The organism is Barnesiella sp. ET7 (assembly GCF_024733785.1).
In the GTDB taxonomy this organism is placed as follows: Bacteria; Bacteroidota; Bacteroidia; order Bacteroidales; family Barnesiellaceae; genus Barnesiella; species Barnesiella merdigallinarum.
The window spans coordinates 11,201-28,497 of record NZ_JANRHM010000011.1; the positions used below are offsets into that span (position 1 = coordinate 11,201).

The following is a 17,297-nucleotide window of genomic DNA, read 5'->3' on the forward strand; positions in this document are numbered from 1 at the left end:
AATAAAACGAGAGCGGGGTTGAAACTTGTACATTTCAACCCCGCTCTTCGTTTATGGGTTCGAACCTGTTTTAGTTCGTCTTTTTAGCTCTCATACTCATCGCCGTGAGGAAGGCAATCAGCAACAGATACATCACCAATCCGGCAATCTGCATCGTGCTTTCGCTCAACGTGTGTTGATATTTGAAGCTGGTCAGGCTCAATCCGGTGCTGACTACACCCATCAGGGCACCACCGGCAATGAATCCCGAGGCAAGCAAGGTACCGCGGTCTACACGAGCTTTGTTGAGAGCAGCATCTTTCGAGCGGCTACCCACATACCAGCTGATAAGACCACCGACTACCAGCGGGGTATTCAACTCGATGGGGATGAACATACCCAGGGCAAAAGCCAAGGCAGGAACGCCCAGCCAGGTAAGTATCACGGCCAGAATGGCACCGATCCCGTAGAGCAGCCAGGGGGCACCTTGTCCCATCATCAGGGGTTCGATAACGGCGGCCATGGCATTGGCCTGAGGAGCTACGAGAGCATCTTCGCCCGAGAATCCGTAAGCCTTGTTCAGCAGCAGAATCACACCGCCTACGGTAGCAGCCGAAACCAAGGTACCGAGGAATTTCCAAGACTCCTGCTTGCGGGGCGTAGAACCTATCCAGTAACCGATTTTCAAGTCGGTCACGAAGCCACCGGCCATCGAGAGAGCCGTACAAACCACACCGCCAATCACGAGGGCGGCTACCATTCCGCTGGTACCTTTCAGGCCTACGGCCACGAGAATAACCGAGGCCAGAATCAGGGTCATCAGCGTCATGCCCGAAACCGGGTTGGTACCTACGATAGCGATGGCATTGGCGGCTACCGTGGTGAAGAGGAAGGCGATGCCGGCTACCACGACAAAGGCAACGACGGCTTGCAGCAGGTTGTTGATGACACCCAGGTAGAAGAAGAGGAAGGTCACAATCAGCGCTATGACGATGGCCCCGACGATGAATTTCATCGAGAGGTCGCGCTGGGTGCGCGGTGCCTTGTTGTCGTCGCTATCCTTCTTGCTCGAAAACTCTTTCGTGGCCAGTCCCAGCGCACCTTTGATGATGCCCCACGAACGGATAATGCCGATAACACCGGCCATGGCGATACCGCCGATACCGATGTAGCGGCCGTAGTTGGTGAAAATCTCTTCGGGAGCAGCGGCAGCCAGTTCACTGCCGGGCACACTGCCCAGCAGCGGGATAATGATGAACCACACGAAGAGAGAGCCCGAGCAGATAATGAGGCTGTATTTCAAACCCACGATGTAGCCGAGGCCCAACACGGCGGCGCCGGTATTGACCTTGAACACCATCTTCACGTTGTTGGCCAACTCGGTGCCCCAGGGTATTACACGGGTCGTGAGCACATCGCTCCACCAGCCGAAGGTCGAGAGGCAGAAGTCGTAGATACCGCCCACGAGACCGGCCAGAATCAGGGGTTTGGCCTGACTGCCGCCCTTCTCGCCCGACACGAGTACCTGAGCCGTAGCCGTAGCTTCGGGGAAGGGGTATTTGCCGTGCATGTCGGATACAAAATATTTACGGAAAGGTATCAGGAACAGGATACCCAGGATACCACCCAGCAGCGAGCTGAGGAATACCTCCATGAAGTTGACGGTCAGTTCGGGATACTTGGCCTGCAGGATATAGAGGGCAGGCAGGGTGAAGATAGCACCGGCCACGATGACGCCCGAGCAGGCTCCGATCGATTGGATAATCACATTTTCGCCCAGGGCATTCTTGCGCTTGGCGGCTCCCGACAGACCTACGGCAATGATGGCGATAGGTATGGCGGCCTCGAACACTTGTCCTACCCGCAATCCCAGATAAGCAGCGGCGGCCGAGAAGATAATCGCCATGACGATACCCCAGGTCACCGACCAGGCATTCGCCTCGGGATAGACTTTGTCGGGCGAGAGAATAGGACGGTATTCTTCACCCGGTTTCAACTCCCGAAACGCGTTTTCGGGCAAGTCGACAGGTTGTTTTTCGTTTGTTTCCATCTTATTTTTATTCTGTTTTTGTGTATTGCTTTTTACAAAATCGTGGCAAGTTAGTAAAAAATGGAAACATAGCGGGTATTATTGCGCTTGTTTTTTGCCACGGGGGAGCATAAAATGCGTTTTTACGTGACAGAACGAACAAAAAAATCTATATTTGCTTCACAAATAAGAAGTGTAATTACTCGATATAGAACCGATATAATGCTAAAGAATATGAAAGATATATTGACTTATTTGACTCGACTGAGAGAAAACAATAATCGGGAGTGGTTCCAAGCCCACAAAGAGGAGTATGACCGGTTGCGCCCGATCTTTATCGACAAGGTGCAGCAACTGATCGACCGCATCGCACAGTTCGACGACGAGATTGCGGGGCTGGAGGCGAAATCGTGCATGTACCGCATCTATCGCGATATTCGTTTCTCGCCCGACAAGACACCTTATAAAACCTATATGTCGGCCTACATGGCCAAGGGCGGCCGCAAGAGCCTGCGGGCCGGTTACTATTTCCATCTCGAGCCGGGCAACTGTATGATTAGCGGCGGGGTATGGTGCCCCGAGCCGAAACTGCTGAAGGCTTTGCGACAGGCGATTTACGACAACTACGACGAGTTTCAGGAACTCATCGGCCGCCCGCAGTTCAAGACGCTTTATCCCGATTGGGAGGGTGAGACCCTCAAGGTAGTACCCCGGCCGTTCCCCCGCGATTGCGAGCAGGCCGAGTGGCTCAAACGGAAAGATTATGTGATGGTCCATTTCGCCCCCGACAACTTCTTCGATGCCCCCGACTGGGTGGAACAGACGGCTCACGCTTTCGAGATAATGAAACCGGTAAACGATTTCTTCAACTATACGGTCGACGAGGTGTATAACCTGTAACCGTCCGAGGTATTTAGTTCAGCTCGACTACCGTAATGCCGGCGCCACCCAACTGCACGTGCTCGTCCTGAAAGTGGGCTACGCCCGGCACGGTCTTGAGGTATTGCCGGATGACCTGCCGCAGCACACCAGTGCCCGTACCGTGCAGAATGCGCACGCGGGTACAGCCCACTTGTATGGCATCGTCGATGAAGTAGGTGACTGCCTGCAACGCCTCGTCAGCCCGCATGCCCCGCACATCAATCTCTTGTTTGAAGTTGAGCTGCTTCTCCCTCATATCTTCGGTAGTCTGTACCCCCAGGAAGGTAGCCTTGGCATTCTCCTTTTTGATCTGGCTTTTGCTTACCCGCTCCAGCCGGTCGGCCTTGACGGTCGACTTGAGCATGCCGAAAGCCACGGTTACGTTGTTGCCATTCACTTCGAGCACTTCGCCCACCGAGGTTTGGCCCTTCAGCCGCACGGCATCGCCTGCGGCGAGGGGTGAGGCGGTTGCGGCCTGCGGTTGGGGCTCTTCACTCTTCTTGCGCTGTTGCTTGCGTTTCTTCCGCTCGGCTATCTGTTTGAGCTTGCGGCTCACCAGGTCGTCGGCTGCGGGTTCGGACTCTTCGCTCAGCTCGGCTTTGAACTGCTCGAACTTTTGGCGGGCGGCACGGGTCTTCTCCTTCTCGGCCTGCGCCTCCTTGATTTCGCGTATCGTGTTCTCGATGCGGGCATTGGCCTCGGCCAGAATCTGGGCGGCATCGCCTTTGGCCTGTTTCAGCAACTCCTTGCGTTGCTTTTCCAGAGCGGTGAGGTCGGCCTCGTAGCGGGCGGTGAGCTCCTCGAGCTTCTTCTCGCGCTGGCGTATGTTCTGGCGTTTGCTCTCCCAGTAGCGTTTGTCGCGCACGATGTCTTGCAGATACTTGTCCATATCGATGTAGGCCGAACCCACCTTCTCGGAGGCCGAGGCGATGACATCTTCGGGCAAACCTATCTTGCGGGCTATCTCGATGGCAAACGAGCTGCCGGGGTTACCGATGGATAGCTTGAAGAGCGGCTGCATGAGGTGACGGTCGTAGAGCATGGCGCCGTTGACGATGCCGTCGGTATCTTCGGCAAAATGTTTCAGGTTCTGGTAGTGGGTCGTGATGACTCCGTAGGCCCGCTTCTGGTTGAAACGGTCGAGCAGGGCTTCGGCAATGGCCCCACCGATTTGAGGCTCGGTGCCGCCACCGAACTCATCGATGAGCAGGAGACTGTTCTCGTTGGCATTCCGCACGAAAAATTTCATGTGCGTGAGGTGTGAACTGTATGTACTCAGGTCGTCCTCGATAGACTGCTCGTCGCCGATGTCGATGAATATGTCCTTGAAGATGCCGGTGCGGGAGTTGTCGTACATGGGCACCAGCAGACCACACTGCAACATGTATTGCAGCAGTCCGGCCGTTTTGAGGCAGACCGATTTACCGCCGGCGTTGGGACCCGAGATGAGCAGGATGCGGTTTTTCTCGTCGAGAGTCAGGTCGAGGGGAACAACAGTCTTGCCCTGTCGCTTGAGCGAGAGGTAGAGCATGGGATGCACGGCGTGGTACCACTCGATTTGCCGTTTGTTCTCAAAGCGAGGCAATGTCCCGCCGGTCTCCAGTGCCAGGAGGGCCTTGGCCCGGATGAAATCTATCTCGGCCAGAAATTCATAGGAGTAGATGATTTCGTCGATATAGGGACGCAGGGTGTCGGTAAAGGCGGTGAGTATACGCACGATTTCGCGTCGCTCCTCGTTCTCGAGTTCACGCACCCGGTTGTTAGCTTCGACTACCTCGGCCGGTTCGATGAATATGGTCTTGCCGCTGGCCGACTCATCGTGCACGATACCCTTGATTTTCCGTTTGTACGAAGGGGCCACCGGTATCACCAGCCGGCCGTCGCGCATGGTGGGGCTCACCTCTTTGTCGACGAACCCCTCGCTCTGTGCCGCCCGCAGGATGGAGTTCAGGTTGCGCGATATGCTCGAGAGGGTCGAGGCGATGCTGCTGCGAATCTGGGCCAGGGCGGGCGAAGCGTTATCCTTGATATGGCCGAATTTGTCGAGAATCGCATCGATCTGTTTGACCAGCTGGGGGAATGCCTCTACCTCTTGGGCCAGTTCGTGCAGGTAGGGATAGCGAATCTCCTCCTCTTCGCCAGGACGAAGAAAGCGCACGATGGCCTGAATCGTGTCGAGCGAACGCCGCAGGTCGAACAGTTCGCTCTCTTCCAGAAAGGTCCCTTCGATGCGAACCCGTTTCAGCGAAGCTCGTACGTCGAAAAAGAAATCGGCCGGGAAATCGTCGGCCTGTTCGATAATGTGTACAAACTCCCATGTGCAGTTCAGCTGCTTGCGTATGGCGTCGTAGTCGGTAGAGAATTGCATTCTATCGGTATAGTCCGTTCCCAGGCTGCTGAGACACTTCTCTTTAATGAGCGACCGTATCTGGTCGAAACCTATCTTCTGCTCGAAATTCTGCGGATATATCACACTTTATAATTTAGAAAAACGTATGCAAAAGTAATAAAAAGCGTGGGGATAATCGATATTTGTCTCTGAACAAAACACAGCGGTTAGGTGTAATAAAGCGCGTATAACCGTTAATTGAAAAAAGAGATGGATTCAATAAGCTCGATTTACAAAGATATTCGGCGGATGTTCCAGTCGGCAGTTCCGCCTTATGTAGCTACAATCAACGACGACTACCACTACGAAGTGTGGGCTATCAAACAACAGGCTGGTCAATCGCAAAGCTCGGAGGAGTTGCTGGGATATGTAGCCAAACACGACGACAGTGTGACCGTAGGCTTCAACAACAAGTTGGGCGAGGAGGCTCGAAAACGTCTCTTTTCGGCCCTGTTGCTGACCAAGATGAATGGTCACGGCCGAATCTCCATTCATCGCATGACTCACCAGTTACATGCCGATTTGCAAGAGGCCATTGCCAACCTGATGCGCTATTACAGCGAGATGAACTGGATATAATCGGGGGCTGTACTTTTGCAAACTATTACCGACTATCTGCTATTTTTTGCTTAATAAAACTGTTTTTGGATATTTATTGTTATATTTGCGCCCTATAAATAAGCGCATTTATGACACAGATTGAAACCAATAACGAAGGAGAAGACAAGAAAAGTCTCAATTTCATAGAACAGATTGTAGAGGCCGACTTGAAGGCGGGTAAGAATGGAGGTCGTTTGAGCACCCGTTTTCCGCCCGAACCGAACGGCTACCTGCATATAGGTCATGCCAAAGCCATTTGCATCGACTTCGGTATTGCCGAGAAGTTCGGCGGTACCTGCAACTTGCGTTTCGACGATACCAACCCTGTCAAGGAGGATGTCGAATATGTCGACTCGATCAAGGAAGACATTCATTGGCTGGGTTTCGACTGGGGCGACCGGTTGTACTATGCGTCGGACTACTTCCCCAAACTGTGGGATTTGGCCATCCGCATGATTAAGGAGGGCAAAGCCTATGTCGACGAACAGTCGTCGGAGGAGATTGCCCGCCAGAAGGGTACCCCCACGCAACCGGGTATCGAGAGCCCTTACCGCAACCGCAGCGTCGAAGAGAACCTCGACCTGTTTGAGCGCATGAACAAAGGCGAATTCGAGGAGGGCCGTTTCGTATTGCGTGCCAAAATCGACATGGCTTCGCCCAACATGCACTTCAGAGACCCCATCATGTACCGCATCATCAAGCACCCGCACCACCGCACGGGCACGAAGTGGAACGTATATCCCATGTACGACTTTGCCCACGGACAGTCCGACTACTTCGAGGGTGTGACGCACTCGATCTGTACGCTGGAGTTTGAGGTGCACCGCCCCTTGTACGAGTATTTCGTGAAGGAGCTGGCCGACGACAGCTACTGCCCGCGACAAATCGAGTTCAACCGGTTGAACCTCACCTACACGGTGATGAGCAAGCGCAAATTGCTGCAACTGGTCAAGGAGGGGCTGGTAGCCGGTTGGGACGACCCGCGTATGCCGACTCTCTGTGGTTTGCGCCGTCGCGGATATACGCCCGAGTCTATCAAGAACTTTATCCAGAAAATCGGTTACACCAAGTACGACGGTATCATCAGCGTATCGCTGCTCGAACACAGCATTCGCGAAGACTTGAACAAGACCGCTACTCGCGTATCGGCCGTGCTCAATCCTGTGAAACTGATTATTACCAACTATCCCGAAGGACAGGTCGAATACCTCGACATCGAGAATAACCCCGAGGATCCCGAAGCCGGAACACACAAGATTCCTTTCACGCGCGAGTTGTACATCGAGCGCGACGACTTCATGGAGAATCCGCCGAAGAAATTCTTCCGCCTGGCTCCCGATCAGGAGGTGCGCCTGAAAGCCGCCTACATTATCAAATGTACCGGTGTGAAGAAAGATGCCGACGGAAACATCGAGGAGATCTATTGCGAATACGACCCCGATACCCGCAGCGGCATGCCGGGCAGCATGCGCAAGGTGAAAGGCACGTTGCACTGGGTATCGGCCCAATACAGCTCTACGGCCGAAGTACGGCTTTACGACCGACTCTTCAACGTGGAGAACCCCTCGGAAGAGAAGGATGTCGACTTCAGAGAGCTGTTGAACCCCGATTCGTTGAAGGTAATCGACAACTGCCGCATCGAGCCTTATCTGGCCGAAAATGCCAAACCGGGCGACCGCTTCCAGTTCCAACGCACGGGATACTTCTGTGTCGACCCCGATTCGACCGAAGGTCATCTGGTCTTCAACCGCACCGTGTCGTTGAAAGACAGCTGGGAAAAACTGAAATCGAAATAAGATACCATTCCATTTCCATACTGTCGGATTCCTTGCCAGGCAAGGAGTCCGGCAGTTTTTATCTGAAAGCCAAGCAAGAATGTCGTCTAAAAAATCCAATGAACTCATAGAACGGTACGAACAGATGGTGTCGGGGGCGGGCAGTTGCTATTTCGATTCCGACGAAATCGACGAGATTGCCGACCATTACGAGTCCAAAGGGCAGATGCCCAAGGCTCTGCATGCCATCGAGTTCGGGTTGAAGCTGCACCCCGACGATGTGGACCTGCGCCTCAAACAGGCCCGCTATCTGCTCTATCTCGACCGGACTACCGAAGCCAGAAAGATTATGTCGGAGTTGGCCGATTACAGTCCCGATGCCACCCTCATACGGGCCGAGCTCCTCTTCCTTGACGGGCAGGTGAAACAGGCTCACCGGTTGATGCTCACGTTGCTCGACAGTGATGAGTTGCAGGAGGATATTTGTTTCGAAGCCATCGACATCTATGCCGACTATAATTGTTTCGACGGGTTGGTCGAGTTCGTACACAAGGCCGAGAAGGTGTTGCCCGACAGTCGTGAGCTGTTGCGCGAGATGGCTGCCCTTTGCGAAGACCGGTCGGAGTACGACCGGGCCATCGTGATTTACAACAAGCTGATTGACAAAGATCCCTATTCGGTGGCCGACTGGTTTTCTTTGGCCAAGGTCGAGGCTCTGCTCAAGCACTACGACAAGGCTATCGAGGCTTGCGATTTTGCCCTGGCCGTGAAGGAGGACGACGAGGCGGTGCTTTCGTTCAAAGGGTATTGTTACTACGACTCGGGCCAATACGACAAGGCCATCGAACAGTTCAAGGAGTATGCCGAGGTGACCAAAGACAAGTCGGTAGCCTATGAACTGATAGGGGAGTGTTACATCAAGCGGGAGGATTACAACAACGCCTTGACCTATTTTCACAAGGCTCTCGAAGCCGATCCCGCAAACTCGAATATCTGTTACCAGTTGGCCACGTGTTATTACGACCTGGGGAAGATTCGGGAAGCCATCATCTATCTGCAGGACACAATTAGTCTCGACGAACGGGACGACGAGGCCCATTCGTTTCTGGGCGAAATATTTTTGCAGGTGGGCGATTACGAAAAGGCTTATCGTCATTTGTCCCGTTCGCTGGCGCTGAATGCCAACGATCGGGAGACCTTGCGGCTGAAGGGGGTGGCCTGTCTGCATCTGGAGAATTACAAAGAGGCCATCGAGGCTTTCGAAGAGGTGCTTCAGGGCGACATGTACGACTTGCAGACCCGTTTCAATCTGGTGTTGGCCTATGCCCGCAACCACAACGAGGCCGCAGCCGAGCATCAGGTCGAACTGATTGACAAGATGGCCCACACCTTCGACTTCAGCGAATTGCCGGCCGAGGAGCAGCAGCAATGGAAAAACGTACAGACGGCCATCCAGTCGCTCAAAGAGTTTTTGCTGGGGAATATCAAACCCGATGAAAACAAAGAACCCCTCTCATAGAAAGGGGTTCTCGTTGCGTTCGATGCCTATTTCGGTCTCGGGTCCGTGCCCGGGATAGACCACCGTTTCGGGGGGTAATGTCAATAGATTTTTATGAATCGACTCGATTAGCTGGCGGTGATTTCCGCCGGGGAAATCGGTGCGTCCGATACTCAACTGAAAGAGGGCGTCGCCCGAAAGGACAAAACCCGATTCGGGGGCATAGAAGGCCAGACTGCCCGGCGAATGTCCCGGCACGGCAATGGCTCGAATCTCTTCCGTCCCGAGCGTGAAGATGTCGCCGTGGTCGATGTAGTGGCCGATGGGCTCGATTTCTCCTTTGAACGGGATACCGAATGCCTGGCACTGCTGGGGCATGTGCTGCAACAGAAACTCGTCGGCTTGCGAGGCACTGAGGGCGACTCCGTACCGCTGGGCCACAAAGGCGTTGCCGAAGCAGTGGTCGAAATGCAGGTGGGTAGCCAGCAGATATTTTACCGTCAACCGGTTGTCGGCAATAAATCGGGCCAGAGTCTCCTCCTCTTTGGGGTAGTAGCACCCAGCATCGACAATGGCACACTCCCGGCTCTCGTCGTCCCACAGCACGTAGCTGTTCACGGGGAGCATGTTGAAGTAGAAACGGTTTATCTTCATAGTCTCTATCTTTTTACAATCTGTACATAGATGACCTTCTTCGTCTCGAAATACTCCTCTTTGAAGTAGTCGCTCAGGTTGAAGAGAATCGACGTCTTCTTCACCGGGGCGAGTTCGCTCTGCAAGTCACCACCCTTGAGGCAGAGCAATCCGTTGGGCAACGCGTTCTGCTGCTCGCGCCGGATGTTCTTTCGAATCAGTTTCAGCAGGTCGGGCAGGGTCATGACGGCCCGGCTCACCACGAAATCATACTCGGTCTTGAGCTCCTCTACACTGCCGTGCTGGAAGGTGACGTTTTGCAACCCGATGGCTTCGGCTACACTCTGGGCCACCTTGATTTTCTTGCCCACCCGGTCGATCAGGTGGAAACGACACTGGGGAAAGAGAATGGCCAGAGGAATACCCGGGAATCCGCCGCCGGTACCCACGTCGAGTATCGTGGTGCCGTCGGTAAAGTCGATGGCCTTGGCGATACCCAGCGAGTGGAGTATGTGGTGCAGATAGAGGTTGTCTATATCTTTGCGCGAGATTACGTTAATCTTCGCATTCCAGTCGGTATACAAGGGGCCCAGAGCCTCGAATTGGCTCTCCTGGGCAGGGGTCAGATTGGGGAAATAGGTCTTGATATATTGCATGAGATTTTATTTAATCAGTCGTCTAACAGGGCTCTCGGGGAGCATGTACATCTCGATTTCCTTGAACGGGACCGCTATCTGCACCTGACCGGTAGCATAGCAGGCAATCTCGTAGGGGTTGAATACCCAGCAGATGCTGTCGTCGGTGAGGTAGAAGTTCTCGTTGGCCGCAATGTTTTCGGTATCGAAAAATCCCAACTCCAGCAGGGAATCGGGCGAAGCCAGGTTCAGACTCTTAAGCAACTGGTCCAGCAATACGCGATTTACCTGGTCGGTCGATTCGGGCAGGAAAATATCTTCGAGAACGATGCGATGCCAGTTCGAGAGGTCTATCGTGTAGAACAGGTCGGAGTACATGCCGTGGGCTCCACCCGTATACTCCGAGGTGGAGAGGCTGTAACAGAAAAAATCGTTGCGGTTATAGACCGTAGAGAGGTTGTAATCGAACTCCCACTCGCACGAGTAGGAGGGACCGTTCTCTTTCATCTCTTTTTCAAACTCGGGTTCGAGCTCCTTGTAGGCGGCTATGTGCGACGCCACGGCTTTCTGAGCCGAACTTTCGAAGAGGGAGTCGCTGGCATAATCGTCGCCGAATACCAGAGGGGCCAGCATCTTTTGCAACCGAATACCGTCGCCCACCTGCCGATATTTCGTAGGAACGTCGATAGTTACCGAAACTTTACAGGCCGGCATGGCCGTATCGCCAGCGAGATGATAGCTCTCTTTGATGACGACCTCTTTCACGGCGACCGTATCGGCCGTTGCGTCGTCGGTCGAGTTGTTGCTCTTGAAATTGCAGGAATATAAACAGCCTACCAAGGCGATTATACTCAGTAACGATACCTTTTTCATAGCTACAAGTTTTTTACAAAAATACGCCTTTTACCGGGCTCGGCAAGGGAAAAGTGCAAAAAAAGCAAATTGATGTGGGTGATGGGGTCGCCGATATGAAAGCAAACTGTACCCAGAACAGGCACGATGTTTTTCTGCAAACAGCTGCGAGCAGAGTCGAAAGAATTGTGTACCTTTGCCCACGAATCCCATAATGAAACGGGTATTGCAAATAGAATCGGTATGTTACAAATCGGAAAATTCAATACACTCAAGGTCGTTAAGACGGTCGATTTTGGGCTCTATCTCGACGGTGGCGAGAAAGGCGAAATCTTGTTACCCCGCAAATTCCTCCCCGAAAAGCCGTATGCCGAGGGCGACGAGCTGTCGGTCTTTGTCTATTACGATTCGGAGGACCGACTGATTGCAACTACCCGTAAGCCGTACGTGCAGGTGGGGCAGTTTGCCCGCTTGCAGGTAAAGTCGGTCACGAAGGTGGGAGCCTTTCTCGATTGGGGCGTAGAGGCCAAAGACCTGTTGGTGCCGTTTCGCGAACAGCATGGCGAAATGCAGCCCGACCGATATTATATCGTGTATGTCTATCTCGACTTTGCTACCGGCCGTATTGTCGCATCGGCCAAGCTCGACAAGTTTCTCGATAATGTCCCGCCCGAGTATACCCCCAACCAGCCGGTCGAGATTCTGGTGGTGCAAGAGACCCAACTCGGCTACAAGGTCATCATCAACAACCTGCATTGGGGTGTAATCTATCACAACGAGATTTTCCGCCCCGTTGCCATCGGCGAACATCTGCAAGCCTACATCAAGCAGGTGCGCGACGACGAGCGAATAGACGTGTCGCTGCAACCGATCGGTTATGAGCAGCGCATTGACCCGTTGAGCGAAACCATTTTGAAACGGTTGGACGAAGCCGGTGGCTGTCTGCCCCTCTCCGACAAATCGCCGGCCGAGGAGATAGCCCGCTACTTCCAGTGCAGCAAGAAGAGTTTCAAGAAGGCGATAGGGGCTCTCTACAAGGCCCGCCGCATCGTTATCGACGAGCGGGAGATACGCAAGGCCTGATTCGTATCGGTTCCATTATCTTTCGACAAGTTAAAAGAACTTTTTTCTACAACTGTTGTTTAAGAGTTGTAAAGTTTCCCCTTGAGGAAATCAAACAACTTTTAATAGGTACTAAACAACAAAAACAGTTATGAAAAGAGTTTTCGTTATGTTGGTCGTCGTGCTGGGAAGCGCGGGACTGCTATTCGCTCAAAAAAGCAACCAAAAGGAGGTAAAACAACTGCAGAGTTTCTTGCAGCAGACCTCGGCCAAAGGCGATGCCAATTATGTGCGCTTGGAAATCACCAATATCAATAATCCGACCTCTTGGAAGGGGGTGACCTGGAGCGGAGGTCGGGTAATCTCGATTGAGTGGTCGGACAAGAATCTGGCCGGAGAGCTCGACCTGGCCGGCTTTACCGCCCTGCAAAAGGTCGATTGCTCGCGCAACCAGCTTACCGGTATCGAGGTGTCGGGCTGTACGGCACTCAATACCTTGAACGTAAGCCGCAACAAACTCTCGACGTTGAATATCGACAACTGTCCGGCCCTGATCAAGCTCGATTGCTATAAGAATCGGCTTACCGACCTGTCGCTCGCGGAGCTGCCGGGATTGAAAAATCTGAACTGCTCGAACAATCTGTTTGTCGAACTTAATGTGAACGGAGCCCAGCAACTGCAAAGTCTGAATGTGCAGGGGTGCCACCTCGAATCGCTGATGGTCGACAGTTGCGAGAACTTGAAAAACCTCTATTGCGGATACAACAAACTGACCAGCCTCAACCTCTTCGGTACGGTGAGCCTCTCGAACTTGAATATCGACGACAACGAAATTGCCAATATGGTTATCTCGAAACTGCCTTCGCTCACTTCGTTTGTTTGCAGCGACAACAACATGAAGACACTGGGTCTGCTCGACTGTACCGCCTTGTCCGACCTAGTCTGCTCGTACAACGACCTCACGACGTTGAGTCTCGACGGGAGCAACAACCTCTATTTTGTCGATTGCTCGTACAACGACCTGACCAATCTCGACTTGAGCAACCGCACCATGCTGCAACGGCTCATCTGCAACAACAACCAGCTGAATACGCTCGACGTTTCGTTTTGTCCCAATCTGGTCTATATCAACTGCCGGTACAACCAGATTATCGACCTGCGCACCATGGGCGACAGCAACCTGCGCATGATTGCCTGCCAGTGGAACTACTAACCAACCATATCCCCTTATCTTGACCGAAAGAGCGATTGCACGGCCCGGCATGCCGGGCCGTGCAATCGCTCTTGTCGTATAGGGGTGTTGGGGCTTTTACTGGTGTTTGCTGTCGTGGACCGGCGATTGGGCCGATTGCTCTTCGGCAGCCTCTTGCTTGCGATACTCCTCGATCATATACCCCTTGACCTCCTTGAAGAGTCGGGTGGCAAATACGAAGTCGTTCAGGGCTTCGTTCGACGAGGTGAATATCTTGTTTTTGTTGCCGACCCACTCCCGATGGCCCTTGTTGATGAAAACGATATTTTCACCGATACCGATAACCGAGTTCATGTCGTGGGTGTTGATGATGGTCGTCATGTTGTATTCGTGGGTGATGTCGCTCAACAGTTCGTCGATAAGAATCGAGGTCTTGGGGTCGAGGCCCGAGTTGGGCTCGTCGCAAAACAGGTATTTGGGGTTCAGGGCAATGGCTCGTGCAATGGCCACCCGTTTCTGCATACCGCCGCTTATCTCCGAGGGGTAGAGGTCATTCACCCCTTTCAGGTTTACACGCTCGAGACAGAACTCGGCCCTCTTCTTGCAGGTGGCATAGTTGTCGCGGGTGAACATGCGCAAGGGGAACATCACATTTCCCAGCACCGTCTCCGAGTCGAACAGGGCCGACCCCTGAAACAGCATGCCTATCTCGGTACGCAGCACTTTGGTCTGGGCCGGTGTCATGGCCATCACGTCGCGGCCGTCGTAGAGAATCTTCCCCTGGTCGGGTCGCAACAGACCTACGAGACATTTCATCAATACGGTTTTTCCCGAGCCGCTCTGTCCGATAATCAGATTGGTTTTCCCGGAGTAGAATTTGGCGGAAACGTCGTGCAGAATCTCTTTCCCGTCGAATTGCTTGTATATGTTATTTACCGTTATCATCAGAACAAGATTTGAGTGAGCACTACATCGAGGAGCAACACGATTACACTGCTGACCACAACCGAATCGGTACTGGCCTGACCCACCTGCAAGGCGCCACCTTTGACCCGATAGCCGTAATACGAGGCTACGCTACTGATGACAAAGGCAAAGAAGAGGGCTTTGAATATGGCTTGCCAAATGTAGTATTCGACAAAGAAACTTTGCAGGCCGTAGATATATTTCGAGACCGAAATGATGTCGGTAAACTGGGCTATGAGGTAGCCGCCCACGATACCGCTGGCCATACTGAAGACAACCAGCACCGGGATGAACGAAACCATGGCGGCAATCTTGGGCAGGATGAGCAGGTTGGCCGAGTTGACACCCATGATTTCGAGGGCATCGATCTGCTCGGTTACCCGCATGGTACCTATCTCCGAAGCAATGTTCGAACCCACCTTGCCGGCCAGAATCAAGCAGAGTATCGACGAGGAGAACTCCAGCAGAATCACGTCGCGGGTAGCCAACCCCACGGCGTATGCCGGTATGAGGGGCGACACCACATTCTTCTGCATCTGAATGGCGATAACCGCACCGATGAAGACCGAGATGGTGATGACGATGGGAATGGAGTCGATGCCCAGTTTGTAGATTTCGGCAATGTATCGTTTGAAAAACTCCCGCCAGCGGTCAGGTCGGGTGAAGACCCGCCTCATCAGCAGGACGTAATCCCCGAATTTTCGTAGTGAATCGTCTATAATCATATCCGTCGTTTTGGAATATCAAGGAACAAAAGTAGTGAAAAAGATTGATGTACAGCAATGCTTTGCCCCTTGAAATGAACTTGACATTATTTTATTTTGTAAAAGTGGCGCATGAATATCTCTATTTCCGTATCTTTGCACGAGATAGAGCAGGACCGTATGCGGTCGATCGAAGGCATACACCTCTCTTGTTGAGTAAAACGCTAATAGATAAAATATGTTCTCCAAACTATTCAAACATCGGGCCGAAGCTGCCGATGCCGCACCCAAGACGACGGCCGAAGTACAACAGCCGGCCTCGGAACCCACGGGCAACAACATGGTGCTGCGTACCGAGGACTTGGTGAAGAAGTATCGCCAGCGCACGGTGGTCAACCATGTGTCAATCGATGTGACACAGGGCGAAATCGTAGGTCTGCTGGGCCCGAACGGCGCCGGTAAAACGACCACTTTCTACATGACTACGGGTCTGATTACACCCAATCAGGGACATATTTATCTCAACGATCTCGATATTACCGACTATCCCGTCTACAAGCGGGCTCAAATCGGTATCGGCTACCTGGCCCAGGAGGCTTCGGTATTCCGCAAGCTGTCGGTCGAGGACAACATACGCTGTGTACTCGAGATGACCCCTACCACCAAGGAGTACCAGCGCGAGAAGCTGGAGAGCCTCATTGCCGAATTCCGTCTGCAAAAAGTGCGCAAGAACCTGGGCGACCAACTGTCGGGTGGCGAGCGGCGGCGTACCGAGATAGCCCGCTGTCTGGCCATCAGCCCCAAGTTCATCATGCTCGACGAACCCTTTGCCGGTGTCGACCCCATTGCCGTAGAAGATATTCAGTCGATTGTCTACAAACTGAAAGAGAAGAATATCGGTATCCTCATTACCGACCACAACGCGCCCGAAACCTTGAGTATCACCGACCGTGCCTACCTGTTGTTCGAGGGGAAAATCCTCTTCCAGGGTACCTCGGAGGAGTTGGCCGAGAATCCTATCGTGCGCGAGAAATACTTAGGCCGTAACTTTATCTTCCATCGGAAGAAATTCCTTTAACCTCGCGATCGGCTACGAACACTTTCTTATAAAAGAGATAGAGCAGGAGGGCGGTGGCAACGAGACTTACCCAGGCCAGCCACCCCGTGGACGATTGTGCCGTGCCCAGTGCTTCCAGCGTATTGTCCGATGCGTTGCCGGTGACGTAGGCGATGCAGACCACCATGCTGTTGTTAAGAAAATGTCCGAAGATGGGCAGCCACAGGTTGCAGCTCCACACGAGCAGATAACCGAAAAATGCACCCAGCAGCAACCGGGGGAAGAATCCGTAGAATTGCAGGTGTATGGCACTGAACAGGAAGGCGCAGGTCCAGATGGCCCAGTGAGCCCGGCGGCTTTTGCCCTGTACCACTTGCTGGAGTACCCCTCTGAAAACCATCTCTTCGCCCATGCCGGTGAGTAATCCTATACCCAATACCACGGCCAGGAAATGGGCAAACGATTTGATTTGCAGCATCTGTTCGGTCACTGCGGCGGCCGCCTCTTCCTGTTGTCGCATCCACGCCTCGATGCCGCTGAATGCTGCGGGCAGGCTGATAGACTCGTTCCACTCCACCAGCCGGTTGAACATGGGGGTGGCCACGAAATAGAGCACCACGATACACAGCAACTCGACCAGGCGGGGTGCCTTGTTCAAGTGCAGACCCTGACTGGCATCGCCCCAAAAGAGCATGGCGGCCACCAAGGCCGGCAAGATGAACATGCCTATGTTTTGCAGATATATGCCAATCAACAGGGCATATTCACCCCGCACGAAAAGCATGGGTATGGCAATGACAAACACGCCGCACAAAATCAAAAGCAGCAACACGATGAGCTTTACGCCCACCGACGAATGGCGAATGTATTCGGTAATCTTCATAATGCTCATTTTTTTCGTGGGTAAAGATAGTACAAAAATAAAAGGCGGCCCAGAGAAAAACGTCGTTTTAGTTGGTGCATAAGATTATTTTTGTGCTTCTTTGTATAAGCCTTTAATCTAAA

Annotated in this window: 15 protein-coding genes; 7 read left to right on the forward strand and 8 right to left on the reverse strand. The window is 53.0% G+C overall.

The window, feature by feature from the left end:
- Positions 1-70: 70 nt before the first annotated feature.
- On the reverse strand, positions 71-2,029 hold the full coding sequence (locus NW211_RS08375) for an OPT family oligopeptide transporter (RefSeq protein WP_258327542.1): 1,959 nt from the start codon (positions 2,027-2,029) through the stop codon (positions 71-73).
- 213 nt (positions 2,030-2,242) lie between these two features.
- Between NW211_RS08375 and NW211_RS08380 the strand changes: the two genes are divergently transcribed.
- On the forward strand, positions 2,243-2,908 hold the full coding sequence (locus NW211_RS08380) for a DUF2461 domain-containing protein (RefSeq protein ID WP_258327543.1): 666 nt from the start codon (positions 2,243-2,245) through the stop codon (positions 2,906-2,908).
- A gap of 13 nt (positions 2,909-2,921) precedes the next feature.
- Here NW211_RS08380 and NW211_RS08385 read toward each other — a convergent pair whose 3' ends face one another.
- A complete protein-coding gene (locus tag NW211_RS08385) occupies positions 2,922-5,402 on the reverse strand; it encodes an endonuclease MutS2 (protein WP_258327544.1) in 2,481 nt (826 codons plus the stop codon).
- Between the two features lie 126 nt (positions 5,403-5,528).
- Here NW211_RS08385 and NW211_RS08390 point away from each other — a divergent pair, with 126 nt between their 5' ends.
- The 3 genes from NW211_RS08390 (at position 5,529) to NW211_RS08400 (ending at position 9,212) form a co-directional block, all read left to right on the forward strand.
- The gene (locus NW211_RS08390) at positions 5,529-5,897 is read left to right on the forward strand and encodes a hypothetical protein (RefSeq protein ID WP_087407420.1); all 369 of its coding nucleotides are present in this window, start codon (positions 5,529-5,531) and stop codon (positions 5,895-5,897) included.
- Between the two features lie 110 nt (positions 5,898-6,007).
- Complete coding sequence (locus NW211_RS08395; RefSeq protein WP_258327545.1) at positions 6,008-7,714, forward strand: glutamine--tRNA ligase/YqeY domain fusion protein; 1,707 nt, start codon at positions 6,008-6,010, stop codon at positions 7,712-7,714.
- A gap of 79 nt (positions 7,715-7,793) precedes the next feature.
- Positions 7,794-9,212: a tetratricopeptide repeat protein gene (locus NW211_RS08400; protein WP_258327546.1), complete on the forward strand. Its 1,419-nt coding sequence runs from the start codon at positions 7,794-7,796 to the stop codon at positions 9,210-9,212.
- Here the strand turns inward: NW211_RS08400 and NW211_RS08405 are convergent.
- Genes NW211_RS08405 through NW211_RS08415 form a run of 3 tightly spaced genes read right to left on the reverse strand, consistent with a single transcriptional unit; the run spans position 9,207 to position 11,332 of the window.
- Positions 9,207-9,845: an MBL fold metallo-hydrolase gene (locus NW211_RS08405; RefSeq protein ID WP_087407423.1), complete on the reverse strand. Its 639-nt coding sequence runs from the start codon at positions 9,843-9,845 to the stop codon at positions 9,207-9,209. The genes NW211_RS08400 and NW211_RS08405 overlap by 6 nt on opposite strands.
- A gap of 5 nt (positions 9,846-9,850) precedes the next feature.
- Positions 9,851-10,480 carry a 16S rRNA (guanine(527)-N(7))-methyltransferase RsmG gene (gene rsmG / locus NW211_RS08410; RefSeq protein ID WP_258327547.1) on the reverse strand — a complete coding sequence of 210 codons (630 nt, stop codon included), beginning with the start codon at positions 10,478-10,480 and terminating at the stop codon, positions 9,851-9,853.
- A 6-nt stretch (positions 10,481-10,486) separates the two neighbouring features.
- Positions 10,487-11,332 (reverse strand): DUF3298 and DUF4163 domain-containing protein, encoded by an 846-nt coding sequence (locus NW211_RS08415; RefSeq protein ID WP_258327548.1) that lies wholly within the window; start codon positions 11,330-11,332, stop codon positions 10,487-10,489.
- A 222-nt stretch (positions 11,333-11,554) separates the two neighbouring features.
- Here NW211_RS08415 and NW211_RS08420 point away from each other — a divergent pair, with 222 nt between their 5' ends.
- Positions 11,555-12,394: a S1 RNA-binding domain-containing protein gene (locus tag NW211_RS08420; RefSeq protein WP_258327549.1), complete on the forward strand. Its 840-nt coding sequence runs from the start codon at positions 11,555-11,557 to the stop codon at positions 12,392-12,394.
- 130 nt (positions 12,395-12,524) lie between these two features.
- Complete coding sequence (locus NW211_RS08425) at positions 12,525-13,586, forward strand: leucine-rich repeat domain-containing protein (RefSeq protein WP_087407427.1); 1,062 nt, start codon at positions 12,525-12,527, stop codon at positions 13,584-13,586.
- A gap of 96 nt (positions 13,587-13,682) precedes the next feature.
- Here the strand turns inward: NW211_RS08425 and NW211_RS08430 are convergent, their stop codons facing one another.
- A complete protein-coding gene (locus NW211_RS08430; protein WP_258327550.1) occupies positions 13,683-14,510 on the reverse strand; it encodes an ABC transporter ATP-binding protein in 828 nt (275 codons plus the stop codon).
- Positions 14,510-15,250: an ABC transporter permease gene (locus tag NW211_RS08435; protein ID WP_162611666.1), complete on the reverse strand. Its 741-nt coding sequence runs from the start codon at positions 15,248-15,250 to the stop codon at positions 14,510-14,512. Before NW211_RS08435 ends, NW211_RS08430 begins: the two co-directional genes overlap by 1 nt.
- 325 nt (positions 15,251-15,575) lie before the next feature.
- Between NW211_RS08435 and lptB the strand changes: the two genes are divergently transcribed.
- The gene (gene lptB / locus NW211_RS08440; RefSeq protein ID WP_087407755.1) at positions 15,576-16,313 is read left to right on the forward strand and encodes an LPS export ABC transporter ATP-binding protein; all 738 of its coding nucleotides are present in this window, start codon (positions 15,576-15,578) and stop codon (positions 16,311-16,313) included.
- On the opposite strand, the gene NW211_RS08445 is transcribed toward lptB, so the two are convergent.
- Positions 16,285-17,175, reverse strand: coding sequence for a CPBP family intramembrane glutamic endopeptidase (locus NW211_RS08445; protein WP_258327551.1), 891 nt, complete (start codon positions 17,173-17,175; stop codon positions 16,285-16,287). The genes lptB and NW211_RS08445 overlap by 29 nt on opposite strands.
- Between the last annotated feature and the right edge of the window lie 122 nt (positions 17,176-17,297).

Bases quoted from the DNA above. Each gene is read 5' to 3' on its own strand.
- NW211_RS08420 (WP_258327549.1), top strand. From the start codon at position 11,555: ATGTTACAAATCGGAAAATTCAATACACTCAAGGTCGTTAAGACGGTC.
- NW211_RS08375 (WP_258327542.1), bottom strand. From the start codon at position 2,029: ATGGAAACAAACGAAAAACAACCTGTCGACTTGCCCGAAAACGCGTTT.
- NW211_RS08395 (WP_258327545.1), top strand. From the start codon at position 6,008: ATGACACAGATTGAAACCAATAACGAAGGAGAAGACAAGAAAAGTCTC.
- NW211_RS08445 (WP_258327551.1), bottom strand. From the start codon at position 17,175: ATGAAGATTACCGAATACATTCGCCATTCGTCGGTGGGCGTAAAGCTC.
- NW211_RS08405 (WP_087407423.1), bottom strand. From the start codon at position 9,845: ATGAAGATAAACCGTTTCTACTTCAACATGCTCCCCGTGAACAGCTAC.
- NW211_RS08415 (WP_258327548.1), bottom strand. From the start codon at position 11,332: ATGAAAAAGGTATCGTTACTGAGTATAATCGCCTTGGTAGGCTGTTTA.
- NW211_RS08430 (WP_258327550.1), bottom strand. From the start codon at position 14,510: ATGATAACGGTAAATAACATATACAAGCAATTCGACGGGAAAGAGATT.
- NW211_RS08390 (WP_087407420.1), top strand. From the start codon at position 5,529: ATGGATTCAATAAGCTCGATTTACAAAGATATTCGGCGGATGTTCCAG.
- lptB (WP_087407755.1), top strand. From the start codon at position 15,576: ATGGTGCTGCGTACCGAGGACTTGGTGAAGAAGTATCGCCAGCGCACG.
- NW211_RS08425 (WP_087407427.1), top strand. From the start codon at position 12,525: ATGAAAAGAGTTTTCGTTATGTTGGTCGTCGTGCTGGGAAGCGCGGGA.
- NW211_RS08400 (WP_258327546.1), top strand. From the start codon at position 7,794: ATGTCGTCTAAAAAATCCAATGAACTCATAGAACGGTACGAACAGATG.
- rsmG (WP_258327547.1), bottom strand. From the start codon at position 10,480: ATGCAATATATCAAGACCTATTTCCCCAATCTGACCCCTGCCCAGGAG.
- NW211_RS08380 (WP_258327543.1), top strand. From the start codon at position 2,243: ATGAAAGATATATTGACTTATTTGACTCGACTGAGAGAAAACAATAAT.